Below are 16,379 nucleotides of genomic sequence, written 5' to 3'. Positions count from 1 at the left end.
CGACTAAACCGCACTTAGAGGGCGAACGTATAAACGCTTTCGCCCCAAATTTGCTCTCAAAAATCCGTTTTAATTTTTTTTACTTATTCTAAAATCTAGCGCCTGCTACGATTTTAGGCCGCTAAACTATAAACGTAAATTTATATAAAGTTAGAAAAATATATCGAGCATAATCGCCTATTAAGCTAATTATTTGTAATATTCTACGATTTAAATATAGAAATAAATATTTTAACACTTTACAAAGGAGCTTAAATGAAAGTTAAAATTTCAGTCGCCGCGTGTACGGTTTTAGCGCTACTTTCGGTGCAAGCAAACGCGGCCGAGACCGTCAAGCTAGAAGGCGTCGAGGTAAATAGCGTCGGCGATAACATAAGCGAGAGCGGCATCAGCGAAGGCATACTAAACAAAGGCGTCGCCAGCGGTCCGCTAGCGGGCAAAAAGGTGCTTGATATGCCTTATCAGGTAAATACGATGTCGATTGAGGCGATGAACCACCAAGGCGTGGCCGGTTTTGAGGACGCGGTAAAATACTTCCCTTCGGCGCAAATTCAAGCAAGAGGCGGCGTCGAGGTCGGTCGTCCGCAAACTCGCGGCTTTCAGGGCTCAGTCGTCGGTAACGTACTTTGGGACGGCTTTTACTCGGTCTCTACTACGGCCATACCTATGTATATGTTTGAGGGGCTTCAGATACAAAACGGTCTTGCAGGCTCGCTTTACGGCGGACAAGATCCGGCAGGCATCTTTAACTACACTAGAAAGCGTCCGATACCGTTTTCAAATACGTTTTGGGCCGATTATACGAGCAGGTCGAATTTCGGCGTAGGCTGGGATACTTCGGATAGATTTCAGTACGTCGGCTACCGAGGCGTATTTTATAAATCAGGCGGCGCAAAGCAAGCTAAAAATAGCGACTACGGAAGAAATTTAGCTAGCCTAGGGCTTGATTTTTATCTAACCGAAAATTTTACTATCGAGACGAATTTTAGCTACTACAAACACAAAATGCTAGGAATACCCGGCGGCTTTTCGGTGCCGGGTAGAAACGGTGTTTTAAACTTTGCTATACCGGACGCTACAAAAAATACGAAAGCGGGCCTAGAGCAAGAGTGGGCGGGAAGCGACCTAAAAACTACGACCGCTAGCGTTAAATTTAAATACGCTCCGACCGAGCGTTGGTATTTCGAGGGTGGCTATCAGTGGCAAAAAGCCATCCGCGATATGTACGGTACGAGCAAAACTTTTACGAATCAAAACGGAGATTTTAGCGTAGCGGCTAGCGGAGGAAACGGCGCGGCAAGCAGGTTTGACGTACAAAGCTGGTTTGCTAAAGCTACGACCGAGTTTGAGACGTTCGGTATAGAGCATAACTTCGGCGTGCAGGCAAACGGATACATATGGACGATATACGGCGCTAAAACCGCAGGCGGAAGAGCAAATTTGGGCAACTCGAATTTATATAATCCAAAAACTTTTTCAAATCCGCACGTAGCAAAAGGCAGCGGAGCTTATAAAAGCAGTCAAGGCACTATGAAAAACCTAACTATCGCCGACGATATAAAGCTAAACGACTACTTTAGCGTCATTTTAAGCGCGGCTAGAAGCAACTTTGAGAACAAAAACAAGCAAACGGGCGTAAAAACGTACGACGAGAGCGGCACTAGCTATGCGGCGAGCTTTATTTACCGCCCGGTAGAAAACGTAAGCCTATACTTCACGTATGCAGACAGCTTGCAAGCAGGCTCAAGCTATACCTACGAAAGAACCAATCCAAGATACGGCGAAACGGTCGTTTTAAAGCCGTTTAGAAGCAAACAATATGAAATCGGCGCAAAAGCCAGGATAGAGGATATCGACCTATCTACGGCGCTTTTTGAGATAAAACGCCCGATAGCCTATCTAGGCGACAACAACGAGTATAGCATCCAAGGCGAGCAGGTAAATAGAGGCCTAGAATTTACCGCGGGAGGCAAGATAACAAACGATCTTAGCGTAATGGGCGGCGTCGCGCTAATACAGCCGAAGCTAAAAAAGGCAAAACAAGCCTACGCGCAGGGCAAGATCGTGGTGGGCGAACCCAAAGTTCAGTCAAATTTACTCTTTGACTACGTCGTGCCAAATACCGACAAGCTAGCCCTAAGCGCAAATTTACACTACACGGGCAAACGCTACGCCGATCAGCGCAACGTAAATGCCGTGCCTGCATACTTTACGACCGATCTTGGCATCCGCTACGTGACCAAAGAGTGGCTAGGCAAGCAAACTACGCTAAGATTTAACGTAAATAACGTATTTGATAAAAGATACTGGGTCGGAATGTTCCCGTCAAATATCGACGGAACGAGCAATGGCACGGGCGCTAGCTTATTTTTGGGACAGAGCAGAACGTTTATGCTCTCGGCTGAAGTTAAATTTTAAGTCTTAAAAGCCGAATTTATTTCGGCTTTAGCTGTTTAAATTTGCTCTTTTTTAGAGCAAATTTAAGTAACTAAGGGAGAAAAATGCAAGGACTGGTTAATTATCAAGCCATTTTTGAAAGAGCTTTTGCCTCTACTTTACAAAAAGTAAAAGGCGGCCAAAAAAGCGGCGTGGATTGGGATACGGTGGCAAATATGTATAACGAGATGACGGGTATGGAGGCTGACTCGACGCTAAATTTACTCTCGCTTTTGCCGCTTAGCAAAGAAGATAGTGTGCTTGACGTGGGCTGCGGTCCGGCAAGGCTTAGCGTGCCGCTTGCTAAAAAGGTAAAAAGCGTAAGCGCGCTCGATCCTTTCGCAAAAATGCTTGAATACGCTAGGCAAAACGCAAAACAAGCCGGCGTAGATAATATAAATTTTATCCAAAAAAGCTGGAGCGACGAAGAAGCGGTAAAAGACCTGCCAAAACACGACGTCGTTATCGCGTCTCGTTCGCTCGGGCTTTTTGATATAAAAAAGCTTTGTAAATTCGCTAAAAAATACGTAGTCATGACCTCGTTTTTAATGGATCATCCAAGCCTAAAAACGTTCTGGCAAGACTTTTTAGAAGATATAAAAGAAAACGAAGACGAACACGGTTTAAACGATAGAAATTTTAGCTACAACCTTATCTTTAACATCGTCTACGATATGGGCGCAAACCCGAATTTAAGGATAGTAGATACCGTTTATGAAAAGGATTTTGCTAGTCTTGAAGAGGCGTTTTCTTATTTTAGATTCGTCGGCGAGATAGCGCCCCAAAAAGAAGAAATTTACAAACGAAACGTAAAAAAATATCTTACTAAAACAAATGACGGATATAAATTTAAAAGAGCGACGAAGAGCTATCTCATCTGGTGGGACGTGCGGGAGATAAAGGATAAATTTGAGTAACAAAAAGACGGTACCGTTTTTAATCATAATGCTTTTGCTAGCGATGTTTTTGGCTCTTGGAGCCGGGCGTTACGAGATTAGTTACGCTCAAATTTTCGAGTATTTAAAAGCCGCTATTTTAGGCGAGCAAGCTAGCGATGAGCAAATTTACGCCGTGATAACGCAGATCAGGCTTCCTCGTATCGCCTTTGCGGTGCTTGTAGGAGCCGCCCTTTCCGCATCCGGAGCGGTCTATCAGGGGCTTTTTAAAAATCCCTTGGTATCGCCCGATATCCTAGGCGTATCTAGCGGCGCGGCGGTGGGGGCTAGTATAGCTATTATCCTTTCATTGCCTGTATTTTACGTCTCGCTAACGGCCTTTGGCTTTGGACTAGCCGCCGTCTTTGCGGTAGTTTTTTTAAGCCAACTCATAGCCAGAGGCAAGCTAAACGTTATCATAATGGTACTTTCCGGCGTCGTCATTTCATCGCTTTTTGGAGCTTTTAGCTCGCTTTTAAAATTTCTAGCAGATAGCGAAAATAAGCTACCCGAGATCACATTTTGGCTTATGGGTAGCCTCGCTCGCACGGGAGGATATCAAAACGTCGTTTATATGTTAGGCGTCACGGCGTTTTGCTCGGTGCCTCTGTTTTTGCTTAGATTTAGGCTAAATATCTTAGCCTTTGGCGAAGAAGAGGCAAAGGCCATGGGCGTAAACGTCAAATTTTATAGCTTTATCATCATCTGCGCTTCTACCTTGCTGACGGCTTCTAGCGTGGCTTTTTGCGGTATAGTGGGCTGGGTCGGACTCATCGTGCCGCACATCGCCCGCTCTATCGTCGGGGCGAATTTTAACGTCTTGCTGCCCGTTTCTATGCTATTAGGCGCGCTATTTTTGCTGGTAGTCGATACTATCGCAAGGTGCGCGATGGCTAGCGAGATACCCCTTGGTATCATTACCTCGCTCATAGGCGCGCCCGTTTTTATCTACCTGCTTTATCAGAGCAAAAAGGGCTGGCTGTGAAATTCGAGATAAAAAATTTAAGCTGCGGATACGGCAAAAAGCTAGTCGTGAAGGAATTTAGCGCCGAGTTAGAAGACGGAGAAATTTTATGCTTACTCGGGCCAAACGGCGTGGGTAAGACGACTGTTTTTAAGACGATTTTGGGTTTTTTAAAGCCATTTGGCGGAGAAATTTTAGCAGATGGGCGAGATTTTTTCTCTTTAAGCGATAAAGAGCGAGCAAAGATCGTTAGCTACGTGCCTCAGGCTCACACCCCGCCCTTTGCTTTTAAGGTTTTAGACGTAGTTTTGATGGGACGCTCGCCCTATATCGGAGCTTTTGAAAACCCAAGCGCAAATGACGTAAATATCGCCATGCAAAAGCTTGATATGCTAGCAATGAGCGAATTTGCGGATAAAATTTACACCGATATTAGCGGCGGCGAGAGGCAAATGGTCCTAATAGCAAGAGCCTTAGCGCAAGAAGCAAGCGCCGTGATGCTTGACGAGCCCGCTTCAAATTTGGACTTCGGCAACCAAGTAAAAATCCTAAAAGCCGTGAAAGAACTAGTGGCAAACGGGCATAAAATCATCATGACCTCGCACTTTGCCGAGCATGCTTTTTATATAGACGCCAAGGTCGCTCTTTTAAAAAGAGATCAAAGCATCATCTACGGCAGCGCGAGCGAAGCGATAACGGATGAAAATTTAAAACTTGCTTACGGCGCCGATATAAGAGTAGTAAAAAACGAGATCGAAGGCAGGAGAGTTTATTCCTGCGTTCCGATTATTTAAGGAGAAAAAATGAGAAAAATTTTGACGGTTTTGATACTTGCGGCTTGTCTTTTGCAAGCGCGTATCATAGTAGACGACGGCGGCAAAGAGGTGCAAATACCTGATAACGTAGAGCGCGTAACGCCGATGATAGGAGCATTTACGCAGATGAGCGCGATGCTAACTGGCGAAGATAAAATCATCTCGGGCGCGGCGCGGCTACCTAAAATGATGAGTAAAATTTTCCCTAAAATAAAAACGATGAATAACGTAAGCGGCTCGCTAACAAGCAGTGCCGAAAGCATCATCGCTTCAAACACGCAGGTGGTTTTTGGGCCCGTTGGCATGATATTTGACGAAAATCAAAGAGCGCAGCTAGAAGCCGCCGGCATCGCGGTCGTAAATATAAATAAATTTAGCAACGCTAGCGAGATAAAAGGCGCGGTTAGCAAGATAGCCGAGATTTTAGGCGGCGACGCGGTAAAAAAGGCGGAAGAATTTAACGAGTATTTTGACAAAAATATAAAATACGTAAACCAAAAAGTTCAAAATATCAAGGATAAAAAGCGGGTTTTGGCTCTAAATTTTAACTCGGGAAATTTTAGCACGATCAGCGGCAAAGATATCGGCGCAGAGTACATAAAAATCGCCGGCGGCATAAATTTAAGCTCCCAAGATAACGAGACGGATTTTAAGATCTCAAAGACGATAAACGAGGAGCAAGTTATTATCTTTAACCCTGACGTCATAATAACGAATTCTCGCGAAGGCAAGGACAAAATCCTAAATAATCCCGCGTTTAAACAACTAAAAGCGGTCAAAGAGGACGCCGTTTTCGTCGTGCCTAGCGGCGTTTATCTGTGGTCGGTTAGAAGCGCCGAGGGCGCCTTGCAGCCGCTTTGGCTAGCCAAGACATTTTATCCGCAAATTTTCGCAGATGTAAATTTGGAAGAAGAGGTAAAGAAATTTTACCTTAAATTTTACCGCTACGAACTAAGCGACGAGGAAGTAGAACAAATACTAAATCCAAAATAAAACCGCTAAATTTTCGCCTCGCTCGGCAAACGCGGGGCGAATAAATTTAGCCCACGCCGCTTTTGCGTTTTTATAAATTTAAGCCCGTTTGGGTATAATCTGCCCTTTTAAACGCGAGGAAAATATGCCCCTTTCAAAACTAAATCAAGAACAATACGCCGCCGCAACCGCTCCTGCTGGACACAATCTAGTCATAGCAAGTGCGGGCACCGGCAAAACCAGCACCATCGTCGCGCGCATCGCTCATCTGCTAAATTTAGGCGTAAAACCCGAAAAAATACTACTGCTAACCTTCACCAACAAGGCTGCGGCCGAGATGATAGAGCGATTAAACCGACATTTTGATAAAAAAATCACCTCGCGCATCACGGCGGGCACCTTTCACTCGGTTTCTTATTCGCTGCTTAAATTTCTAGAAAAACCGGTCACGCTAAAGCAACCCAGCGAGCTAAAAACGCTGCTAAAATCGCTCGTCGAGAGGCGCAAATTTAACCACCTAAGCGACGTTAAGCCTTACGGGGGCGCTTATCTTTACGACGCATATTCGCTGTATCAAAATTTAGCCTTAAAGCAAACTTTTGGCGAATGGTTAAAAGAGCGAAGCGACGAGCAAGGCGTATATGCCGAGATTTACGAGGACGTTTTGCGCGAATTTGAGGAGGAAAAGAGCAAATTCGGCTATGCGGATTTTAACGACTTGCTTATCAAAATGCGTAACGAACTAAGAAAAGGCGCGCCGCTAAGATTTGAGGAAATTTTAGTCGACGAGTACCAGGATACAAACTCCCTGCAAGGCTCGCTAATCAGCGCTTTTGAGACGAAAAGCCTCTTTTGCGTCGGGGATTTTGACCAGAGTATTTACGCCTTTAACGGCGCAAACATCGAGATCATCGGCTCGTTTAAGGACCGCTTCGCAGACGCTAAAATCTACGCGCTAAACATCAACTACCGCAGCAGCTCCGCCATCCTGGCCCTTGCCAACAAGGTGATCGCAAACAACCCGCGCCTTTACGAAAAAAAGCTAGTCGTCGGCCGCGAGGGTAAATTTACCTCGCCAAAGCTGCTAGTTTACAACGAGCTTTTCGACCAGTACGCAAACATCGCGCAGATCATCGCCGTTTCAAAATACAAAAAAGAAAACATCGCCGTAATCTTTCGCAACAACTCAAGCGCCGACGGTCTGGAAGTCGCGCTGCGAGAGCTTGGTATCGGCTCCAAGCGAAAGGGTGGCGTGAGCTTTTTTGAGAGCCGCGAGGTGCGCGCGGCGATGGATCTGTTAGGCATCCTTATAAATCCAAAAGACATTATGGCCTTTATCCACGTGTGCGAATACGCAAAAGGCGTCGGTGCGGCGCTTAGCAAGGAGATTTTTGAAGTGCTAAGCAAGGTCGGGCACGGCGACGTCGTGCGCGGATTTTTACAGCCTGATGAAAGCGTGGAGGCCTTTACTAAAAAAACCAAAAACTACCAACTAGGGCTTTTTGACGAGCTTGACGAGGTCGGGGAGAAGTCGCGATTTGCTAAATTTAACTTTTGCGAGGATTTTTTCGCGCACCCGATTTTAAAAATGCAAAAACTAAGCGAGAGCGGCGGGCAGTTTTTGTATGAAATTTACAACTTTTTAAGCGCCGCCAAACGCCACTCGCGCCCGACCTCGCTGATAGAGGATCTAAAAAATAGCAAAATTTACGCCCTCATCGCCGATAACCTCGCCACAAAGCGCGCCACGCAAAAAAACGGCAGTATAAACGAAATGCTAAAAAAAGAGGCTCTGGAGCGCATTGCGGGCAAGCTAGAGGTACTTGGCGAACTAGCCAAAAACTACTCGGAGGCGGAGAAATTTTATAACTTTATCACGCTAGGCAGCAGCGAGATGAGTAGCGGCGAAGGGGTAAATCTGCTAAGCGTGCACGCCTCAAAGGGGCTTGAGTTTGACCTGGTTTTCGTAGTCGATCTCGCGCAAAATCGCTTCCCGAACCTAAAGCTAATGAGCATGGGCGGCTCGCTCGAGGAGGAGCGGCGACTCTTTTACGTCGCGGTCACGAGGGCGCGCGACGAGCTGATTTTAAGCTACGCCAAATACGACAAAATCAAAAAGATAAACTACCAGCCGAGTCGTTTTTTGATAGAGGCCGGGATGGCTAGCGAGGGGGTTTAGACTCGTTTTTGCTGCGGGCTTTTGCCTAAATTTAAGCCCAAAAAGCCCTAAAATACGAGTATTTTGATAAATTTAATAAATTTAGTAGTATAATTTTTAATCTTAAATCAAGGAAAATAAATGAAAATAAATTTTATAGATTTGCAAGGACAATACCGAAAATACAAAAACGAAATCGACGAGCAAATCGCGCAGACGCTAGATTCTAGCGCGTATATCGGCGGCCAAAAGGTCGCGCTGCTAGAGGAAAATTTAGCTCGCTTTAGCGGCGCAAAGCACACCATAGCCTGCAGCAACGGCTCTAGCGCGATATTTGTCTCGCTTTTAGCTCTTGGTATCGGGCGCGGCGACGAGGTCATCACGTCTCCTTTTACCTTTTTTGCGACCGCCGAGATGATAGCTTTAACGGGAGCTAAGCCCGTGTTCGTCGATATAGATGAAAAAACCTACAACATTGACCCAAGCCTAATCCAAGCCGCAATCACGCCAAAAACCAAAGCTATAATGCCCGTCTCGCTTTTTGGTCAAATCGCCGATATGAAACGCATCAACCAAATCGCCGCAAAACACGGCCTAACCGTCATCGAGGACGCGGCGCAAAGCTTTGGCGCGACGCAAGATGGCGCAAGGTCGTGCAGCCTCTCAAAGCTAGCCACGACTTCGTTTTTCCCAGCTAAACCGCTTGGCTGCTACGGCGACGGCGGAGCGATATTTACGAGCGACGACGAGCTAGCGCAAAAGATAAAAATTTTACTAAATCATGGCTCAAAAGAGCGGTATTTCCATAGCGCTATCGGCATAAACGGCAGGCTAGACGCCATCCAAGCGGGCGTTTTAAACGTAAAGCTAAAATACTTCGACGACGAAATCGCGCGCCGCCAAGAGATCGCCGAACGATACGGCCAAAACCTAAAAAACGTCGTAACGCCCTTTGTAGAGCGCGGAAATACGAGCGTCTGGGCTCAGTACTGCATCCGCGTAAAAGATAGAGCTAGGATGCTAGAAATCTGCGCGCAAAAAGGCGTGCCGACGGGAGTTTATTACCCGCTACCGTTACATTTACAAGAGGTTTTTAAGGATCTTGGCTATAAAAAAGGCGATTTTGCCGTTAGCGAGCGCGTGAGCGAAGATATCATGGCGCTGCCGATGTCGGCGTTTTTGAGCGAGCAAGAGCAAGACTACGTGATAGAGGTTATAAATAATGCTTAAATTTGCCGTTATCGGCCTTGGCGTAATGGGTAAAAATCACGCCCGAGCCTTGCAAAACGTAGCGGACGCAAAGCTAGTCGCTACGTGCGATCCATTTGCCGGCGGGGATTTTTGCTGCAAGCATTACGGCGACTTAGATAGGATGCTAGAGAGTGAGGATTTGGACGCCGCCGTCATCGCGACGCCCACTTTCGCGCACAAAGACGCCGCGATAAAATGCGCGCAAAAAGGCGTAAATTTACTCATAGAAAAGCCCTTAGCCTCTAGCGTCCCGCAAGCGCGCGAGATAGCAGACGCGGCTAAAAAGCTAGGCATAAAAGCGGCAGTCGGACATGTAGAGAGATTTAACCCCGCAGTCTGCGCGCTAAAAAACGAACTAGTCCAAAGGCGAATTTACGAGATTCACATGACCAGGATTTCGCCGTTTCCGACTCGTATCGGCGACGTGGGCGTGCTAGCCGACCTTGCCGTACACGATATAGATTTGATTAGATTTATTAGCGACGAGGAGATTTTGAGCTCGCATATCCTAAAATCCCGCCGCATCCACGCTAGCTGCGAGGATAGCGCAAATTTAAGCTTCGAGCTTAGCGGCGGCGCTACGGCCTGCGCTAGAGTTTCGTGGCTATCGCCGTTTAAAAAGCGAACCATCGAAGTCGTCTGCGAGGACGGAGTTTTCGAGGCAGATTTGATCTCGCAGGAGCTTAAATTTTATGCAAATTTAGACGCAAACTCTTTTTCGCAAAAAAGCTGCTTCGTCAAAAAAAGCGAAGCGCTAAGCGGCGAGCTAAATGCCTTTACCAGCCTACTAAAAGGTCAAAATAGCGATATCGCGACGCTTAAAGACGGCATTAGAACGCTTGAGGTTATCTCGTAGATTTAAGTATTAAAAACTTAAATTTAGCGACGAATTTGTATGATAAAATTTGGCTAAATTCGGCACAAATTTTTCTGCCGCAAACGCTAAATTTAGGCTTATCTTAAAACTTGCCTTAGTTTTAGACCCATCAGTCAAACTAGAGCGCAACGTTTTTGCCGTATTTTTGGTTGCCGTTTGCCCAAAGCAAAGGCGCGGTAATTTTCTCCCGATTCTTGCTCCAAATATCGCTAAGCCCAAAGCCCTAACCGCAAACTAGGCAAGCTAGCCAACTCAAACGCAAGCTTGGCAAATTCCGCTAAGCCGTGCGATTTTACTGGCTTGATTCCTTTGTGCCAGAGCTAATGGCTACGGCGCGCTTATCATCCTGTCCCGCAATGTGGCAAAGCTAAAAACAACTACGGCTTCTTGCAAGCAGTCTACTAAATTTTCCCTAAACGCACCGTATCGCCGCATCAAAAATATGCACTAGGCCGTTTTGTACTATTTATGCGCTCTTAAAACAGCTAGACAACTATATTTTTACGGCACTTGCGGTGATTGCGGCAGCCTTTAATTTTTATGGATAACGCGCAAAATTTAGGCGAAATAGTACGGTTTTTACGGCGCTTTTGCTCTATAACGGTTTAGCTTCGCCGTCTTTACGCAAGCCTTTTGTGAAAGTATATTTAAAATCCATTGGTCTTAGCTTTTATAAACAAGGTTTGCTCATATTTAGCCGCCTGCCCTAAAGCCCTCCTACGGCCCGCATCGTATCTTTAGAGTAAATTAAGTGATAATGAGGGCAGTTTTTATAAAGCTAAAATTTAAATTTATGAGCTTAATACCTTTCTTGCGACAAATAATTTAAGATTTTCTAAATTTGCTTTGAGATTTACCGTGGATTATGCGTATATTTTTGCGCCGTATTTTGCTTTTACTCAGGCTTAGTAAACGGATGATTTTTAAATTTAGCAACGAAATTTTATTTATCTAATGTAGCTTTTATACGGATTTTGCACCGTAGATATCGCAAACTAACGGGCAATGCGGCATGCTGCCGCCAAAAAAGTTCTAAAACTTCATTTACCGCTAAGCACGTTTTACATGCCCGCACTCTTTGCGCCGGTTTAGCCATGGATGCAAACGCCAAAAACTGCATCCCGGATTTTAACGAAAAACGAGTAAGCCTAAATCTTACTTTTTGCTAAGCAGATCTTTTAAGCTCTCCTGCACGTCTTTGCCGCGCAGCATTGCCGCGACCTCGTTTACTATCGGCGTATAGATGCCCTTGCTAGCGGCAATCTTTTCTATCGCGTAGGAGGTGTCTACGCCCTCTGCGACCTCGCCTAGATCGTTTAGGATTTTGTTAAGGCTCTCGTTTTTAGCAAGCCCCAAGCCCACGCGGTAGTTGCGCGAGAGTACAGATGAAGCCGTGAGAAAGAGATCGCCCGCCCCGCTAAGCCCCAAAAAGGTCTGCTGCTGCGCGCCGAAATACTCGCCAAACCTCGCCATCTCGACAAGCCCACGCGAGATGAGGCTAGCTCTAGCGCTGTTGCCAAGCCCTAGTCCGTCACAGATACCGCCCGCAATAGCGATGACGTTTTTATAGGCACCTGCGATCTCGGCGCCGATAACGTCGCTACTGGCGTATGCTTTGATATTTCGCGGAAAAAGCGCTGAAATCTCGCGAGCAAGGGCTTCGTTTTTGGAATTTATAACTAGCGCGCATGGAAGGTCGTTTTGTATCTCTTTAGCAAAACTCGGGCCCGACAAAAAGGCTAAATTTGCCGCATCTACGTGCTGTTCGTAAATCTCGTCTAAAAAACGAAGGCTTGAAGTTTCGATGCCTTTTGAGGCGACTAAAATTTTTTGTCCAAAGTTTTTAAAATGCTCTTTTAGCCAGCCGCTAACAGACTGAGAAGGTATGGCAACGACTAGCAGATCGCGCTTTAGCGCCTCCTCTAGGTCCACGAAATGCGCGCCTTCAAGCTGTCTGCGAGAGCTGATGACGCAGTCGTTTTTTTGCGAAAGCGCATGAAAGAGCGCGCTACCCCACTTCCCTGCTCCGATGATGGCTATTTTCATTTTTTCTCTTTTTTGTGATTTACGTTTATTTTAGCTAAATTTGCTCGGCTTACTTCGCTTTTAGCGAAATTTATCGCTAACTTTTTTGTAAAAATTAATCCCATGCTCGCCGAAAACGTTTTAAATTTATCGCTACCGACGTTAAAGAAAGTCAAAATTTAAAACTATCGCAAAGCAAATTTAACTACTAAAATGCCAAATTTACCCTATTTATTCACGCTGCTCGCAGCCTTGCAAAGCTTGTGAAATTTAAACTCGGTTTAAGAGTTCAAATTTTGTCGGTGCCGATTTTATGCAAAATAAAACGCACTTAATATTTACGTTTTTATCGACTCAGGCAGCTTTGCGGCGCCGTACTTGGGTTTTAAAACCGCGCAAGGATAAATTTGAGGGACAAATTTGATCCGTTTTTGTCAGATTTAACCTTTCTGGCTCCTGCAAAACCTATAAATTTAACCAAAAATAAGCAAAATTTAATTCTGAAAGCTTGTTTAGGTCAAATTTGGCGCAAAACGGTCACGTCGGAAAAAACAAAATTTAAGCGCCGAAATGACGAAATAGAACCAAATTTATCCTAACTTAGTCTTCAAAAGCTCATTTACTTTTGCGGGATTAAACGCGCCTTTGCCTTCCTTCATCGTTTGTCCGACGAAAAATCCAAAAAGCTTGTCCTTGCCGCTTTTATACTCGGCAACCTTGTCGGCGTTCGTGCTTAAAATTTGATCTATTATCGCTATGATGGCCGAGTCGTCGCTGACCTGCTTTAATCCCAATTTTTCGATGACGGCGTCTACGCTACCCTCGTTTTCCATAAGATAGTCAAGCACCTCTTTTGCCGCCTTGGCGCTTATCGTGCCGTCTTCGATGCGGCGCAAAAGCTCTATCATCTTAGCCGAATTTACGGGTGAAGTCTCGATCGTAGCGCCGTTTTTTAGACGACCCAAAAGCTCGACGATGAGCCACGTTACGGCAAGCTTAGGCGAGATATTAGCGGCGATTAGCTCTTCAAAATACCTCGCCGTCTCCACGCTACTAGTTAAAATCAGCGCGTCGTCCTCTTTCACGCCAAGCTCGCGCTCGTATCTAGCGACCTTTTGCTCGGCAAGCTCGGGAATTTTGATCGCTTCGTTATACATCTCCCTAGGGATCTCGACTGGTAGCAGATCAGGATCGGGGAAATATCTATACTCGGCGCTATCTTCCTTGCCTCGCATTGAGCGCGTGACCAAATTTACGGTATCAAAAAGGCGGGTCTCTTGATAAACTTCCTCATCGTATTTGCCGTCTTCCCACGCCGCGCTTTGACGCTCGACCTCGTAATCGATCGCCTTTTGGATAAATCTAAACGAGTTTAAATTTTTAATCTCGACGCGCGTATAAAGCTTGCTGTCGCCTTTTGGGCGGATGCTGACGTTGGCGTCGCAGCGAAAGCTTCCCTCTTGCATATTAGCGTCGCTGATGTTTAAAAACCTCAAAATCGAGTGCAGTTTTTTTAGATACGCGACCGCCTCGTCGGAGCTGCGCAGATCAGGCTCGCTCACGATCTCAAGCAGAGGCGTGCCGGCGCGGTTTAGATCGACTAGACTCTGTCCGCTCTCGTGGATATTTTTGCCCGCGTCTTCTTCAAGGTGCGCACGTGTGATGCCGATGCGCTTTTTCTCGCCGTTTACGTCGATAAAAAGCTCGCCTTTTTCTACTATCGGTATCTCAAACTGCGAAATTTGATAAGCCTTTGGAAGGTCCGGATAAAAGTAGTTTTTACGGTTAAAAACCGAGCGTTTATTTATGGTTGCATTTACCGCCGCGCCAAAGCTTATCGCCTTTCTTACGGCTTCTTTATTTAATACCGGTAAAGCACCCGGTAGCGCCAGACAGGTCGGACAAACGTGAGTATTTGCCTCATCGCCGAAGCTCGTGGAGCAAGAGCAGAAAATCTTGGTTTTTGTATTAAGCTGAGTATGAACCTCTAGCCCGATAACGACTTCAAACATAATTTGCCTTTTATTTAAAATTTAGGGCTTATTTTAGCAGGATTTTTATTTAAGTTAGATAAAAAGAAAGGGTTGCGCCCGCCGGTTTTTAGCGTATTTTAGCTAGCGGACGCGTAAATTTAAATTTTAGTGTTCCTCGTGGCTGATCAAAATTGCGCCGGCAAGATACACGTAAGTAAGAATCATAAAGATAAATGTCTGCAAGCACGCCATAAATGTAAGCAAAACAAACGCAGGAAGCGGAGCTACCCAAGGAGCTAGCGCAAGCACGACCAAAAGAAACAAATCATCACCCTTGATGTTGCCAAAAAGCCTGAAAGAAAGCGATACTACGCGAGATAGATGCGAAACGACCTCAACGATAAACATTATCGGAGCTAGCCATTTGTTCGGTCCCATAAAGTGCGCAAAATACTTAATGATGCCGTTTTGTCTAATACCCTCAAAGTTGTAAAATATAAAAACAACGAGCGCCAAAGTAAGGGTCAAATTTAGGCTCGAAGTCGGAGCCTCAAATCCAGGTATTATGCCTATTATGTTACTCACGAATACGATCAAACCGATAGTGGCGACTAGCGGCAGATATTTTCTAGACAGCGCTTCGCTACCTAGCACGTCCTTACCCATAGATACGACGCCCTCCAGATATGCCTCAAGCAAATTTTGAGAGCCGCGAGGCACTAGCTGCATATTTTTTGTAGCAAGTTTAGCAAAAAGCACTACGATAAGAGCGACAATAGCAAGATGTCCCGCATAATTTACCGCATGAATAACATGGTCGTTAGCTGTAAAAAAAGAAGCGATCCAACCCGTAAATAAAAACAAATTTTCTTGCATAGATTAACCTTGAATTTATAAATTTTAGACGCAATTTTATCCAAATAAACGTTAAAAGTTTTTTAAGATTACCTCAAATTTCGCCCGAATTTTAGCTTTTTTGTCAAATTTAGCTCAAATTTCTACGTCGTTTTTTAAAATCAGCGTTCACGCGAAAAATCTATCGTAAACGAGCTTTAATATCGTCGCGCCCACGACGGCTAGAAACACAATTCTAACAAATTTAACGTCCTTTTTCATGACCATATTTGAACCGAAATACGCGCCCAAAACCTGTCCCGCGCCCATCAAAAGCCCGACCGCCCAAAGTATCTGTCCGCCTGCGATAAAGACGGCAAGAGAGACGATGTTGCTGGTAAAATTTAGGATTTTCGTATGCGCGACGGCTTTTTTCATATTTAGCCCGATGAGCGCAACCATCGCAAACGTCCAAAAACTGCCCGCTCCCGGCCCGAAAAATCCGTCGTAAAAGCCTAAAATTAGGCCAAATATCACGTAAAAAGCTCGCGCATTCATACGAGCGGCCCTATCCTCGTCACCGACCTTTGGCATCAAAAGCGTATAGATGAAAATCGCTATCAAACAAAACGGGATAATAACGCGTAAAAACTCGGCGCTCAAAAACAGTATAAGCACCGTGCCGACGCACGCGCCTATAAATGTAAAAACGATGCCGATAAACACTTCGCGGAAATTTATCATCCCTTTTCGGGCGAAATTTAGCGCAGCAGTAAAGCTACCGAAAGTACCTTGAAGCTTGTTCGTCGCTAGCGCCATGTGAGGCGGCACGCCCATCGCCATGATCGTCGGCAGCGCGATCAGTCCGCCGCCGCCCGCGATCGCATCTACAAAACCCGCCGCAAAGGCCGCCGTGAAAAATATCAAATACGCCGTAACGCCGAAGTCAAAGTCCATTTTCGCCCCTTTAAATAGCAAAATCATACTACGAAAAATTTAAAAATTTATAAAATTCGGCTTTTTGTTTTACTGCGGTTAAAATTTAATAAAACGGCGAGTAAATTTTGACCAGCAGGGTTAAATTTAACAACTTGAGTTGCGGCGCATTTTGTAAATTTTGCGGGCAAGTTCGGCAATTT

General features: G+C 45.4%; 12 protein-coding genes. 8 read left to right on the top strand and 4 right to left on the bottom strand.

Annotated features, from left to right (window positions below; all coding sequences use genetic code 11):
* Positions 1-255 precede the first annotated feature (255 nt).
* From Q0218_RS00800 to Q0218_RS00765, 8 genes are all read left to right on the top strand, one after another.
* Complete coding sequence (locus tag Q0218_RS00800) at positions 256-2,418, top strand: TonB-dependent receptor (protein ID WP_297965373.1); 2,163 nt, start codon at positions 256-258, stop codon at positions 2,416-2,418.
* Positions 2,419-2,501: 83 nt separating this feature from the next.
* Positions 2,502-3,353 (top strand): class I SAM-dependent methyltransferase, encoded by an 852-nt coding sequence (locus Q0218_RS00795; protein WP_297965371.1) that lies wholly within the window; start codon positions 2,502-2,504, stop codon positions 3,351-3,353.
* Complete coding sequence (locus tag Q0218_RS00790) at positions 3,346-4,356, top strand: iron ABC transporter permease (RefSeq protein ID WP_297965369.1); 1,011 nt, start codon at positions 3,346-3,348, stop codon at positions 4,354-4,356. The genes Q0218_RS00795 and Q0218_RS00790 overlap by 8 nt, the downstream gene beginning before the upstream one ends.
* The gene (locus Q0218_RS00785; protein ID WP_297965367.1) at positions 4,353-5,129 is read left to right on the top strand and encodes an ABC transporter ATP-binding protein; all 777 of its coding nucleotides are present in this window, start codon (positions 4,353-4,355) and stop codon (positions 5,127-5,129) included. Before Q0218_RS00790 ends, Q0218_RS00785 begins: the two co-directional genes overlap by 4 nt.
* Before the next feature lie 9 nt (positions 5,130-5,138).
* Positions 5,139-6,143 (top strand): ABC transporter substrate-binding protein, encoded by a 1,005-nt coding sequence (locus Q0218_RS00780; RefSeq protein ID WP_297965366.1) that lies wholly within the window; start codon positions 5,139-5,141, stop codon positions 6,141-6,143.
* 124 nt (positions 6,144-6,267) lie between these two features.
* Positions 6,268-8,301, top strand: coding sequence for an ATP-dependent helicase (locus Q0218_RS00775; RefSeq protein ID WP_297965364.1), 2,034 nt, complete (start codon positions 6,268-6,270; stop codon positions 8,299-8,301).
* A 120-nt stretch (positions 8,302-8,421) separates the two neighbouring features.
* Positions 8,422-9,510 carry a DegT/DnrJ/EryC1/StrS family aminotransferase gene (locus Q0218_RS00770; protein WP_297965362.1) on the top strand — a complete coding sequence of 363 codons (1,089 nt, stop codon included), beginning with the start codon at positions 8,422-8,424 and terminating at the stop codon, positions 9,508-9,510.
* Positions 9,503-10,387: a Gfo/Idh/MocA family oxidoreductase gene (locus Q0218_RS00765; RefSeq protein WP_297965360.1), complete on the top strand. Its 885-nt coding sequence runs from the start codon at positions 9,503-9,505 to the stop codon at positions 10,385-10,387. Before Q0218_RS00770 ends, Q0218_RS00765 begins: the two co-directional genes overlap by 8 nt.
* A gap of 1,176 nt (positions 10,388-11,563) precedes the next feature.
* On the opposite strand, the gene Q0218_RS00760 is transcribed toward Q0218_RS00765, so the two are convergent.
* The 4 genes from Q0218_RS00760 to Q0218_RS00745 all read right to left on the bottom strand — a co-directional run bounded on the left by Q0218_RS00760 (position 11,564) and on the right by Q0218_RS00745 (position 16,197).
* Entirely contained in the window at positions 11,564-12,454 is an 891-nt protein-coding gene (locus Q0218_RS00760) for an NAD(P)H-dependent glycerol-3-phosphate dehydrogenase (RefSeq protein WP_297965358.1), read from the bottom strand.
* A gap of 569 nt (positions 12,455-13,023) precedes the next feature.
* Positions 13,024-14,445: an Asp-tRNA(Asn)/Glu-tRNA(Gln) amidotransferase subunit GatB gene (gene gatB, locus Q0218_RS00755; RefSeq protein WP_297965356.1), complete on the bottom strand. Its 1,422-nt coding sequence runs from the start codon at positions 14,443-14,445 to the stop codon at positions 13,024-13,026.
* 126 nt (positions 14,446-14,571) lie between these two features.
* Positions 14,572-15,282, bottom strand: coding sequence for a F0F1 ATP synthase subunit A (locus tag Q0218_RS00750; protein ID WP_297965354.1), 711 nt, complete (start codon positions 15,280-15,282; stop codon positions 14,572-14,574).
* 147 nt (positions 15,283-15,429) lie between these two features.
* Positions 15,430-16,197 (bottom strand): TSUP family transporter, encoded by a 768-nt coding sequence (locus Q0218_RS00745; RefSeq protein WP_297965352.1) that lies wholly within the window; start codon positions 16,195-16,197, stop codon positions 15,430-15,432.
* Positions 16,198-16,379: the final 182 nt, after the last annotated feature.

This window comes from uncultured Campylobacter sp. (genome assembly GCF_938039245.1).
GTDB lineage: Bacteria > Campylobacterota > Campylobacteria > Campylobacterales > Campylobacteraceae > Campylobacter_A.
This window is presented reverse-complemented; position numbering and strand designations above follow the sequence as displayed.

What these genes read in the sequence shown, in the direction of transcription:
- Q0218_RS00800 (WP_297965373.1), top strand. Translation starts at nt 256, where the DNA reads ATGAAAGTTAAAATTTCAGTCGCCGCGTGTACGGTTTTAGCGCTACTT.
- Q0218_RS00795 (WP_297965371.1), top strand. Translation starts at nt 2,502, where the DNA reads ATGCAAGGACTGGTTAATTATCAAGCCATTTTTGAAAGAGCTTTTGCC.
- Q0218_RS00780 (WP_297965366.1), top strand. Translation starts at nt 5,139, where the DNA reads ATGAGAAAAATTTTGACGGTTTTGATACTTGCGGCTTGTCTTTTGCAA.
- Q0218_RS00775 (WP_297965364.1), top strand. Translation starts at nt 6,268, where the DNA reads ATGCCCCTTTCAAAACTAAATCAAGAACAATACGCCGCCGCAACCGCT.
- Q0218_RS00770 (WP_297965362.1), top strand. Translation starts at nt 8,422, where the DNA reads ATGAAAATAAATTTTATAGATTTGCAAGGACAATACCGAAAATACAAA.
- Q0218_RS00765 (WP_297965360.1), top strand. Translation starts at nt 9,503, where the DNA reads ATGCTTAAATTTGCCGTTATCGGCCTTGGCGTAATGGGTAAAAATCAC.
- Q0218_RS00760 (WP_297965358.1), bottom strand. Translation starts at nt 12,454, where the DNA reads ATGAAAATAGCCATCATCGGAGCAGGGAAGTGGGGTAGCGCGCTCTTT.
- gatB (WP_297965356.1), bottom strand. Translation starts at nt 14,445, where the DNA reads ATGTTTGAAGTCGTTATCGGGCTAGAGGTTCATACTCAGCTTAATACA.
- Q0218_RS00750 (WP_297965354.1), bottom strand. Translation starts at nt 15,282, where the DNA reads ATGCAAGAAAATTTGTTTTTATTTACGGGTTGGATCGCTTCTTTTTTT.
- Q0218_RS00745 (WP_297965352.1), bottom strand. Translation starts at nt 16,197, where the DNA reads ATGGACTTTGACTTCGGCGTTACGGCGTATTTGATATTTTTCACGGCG.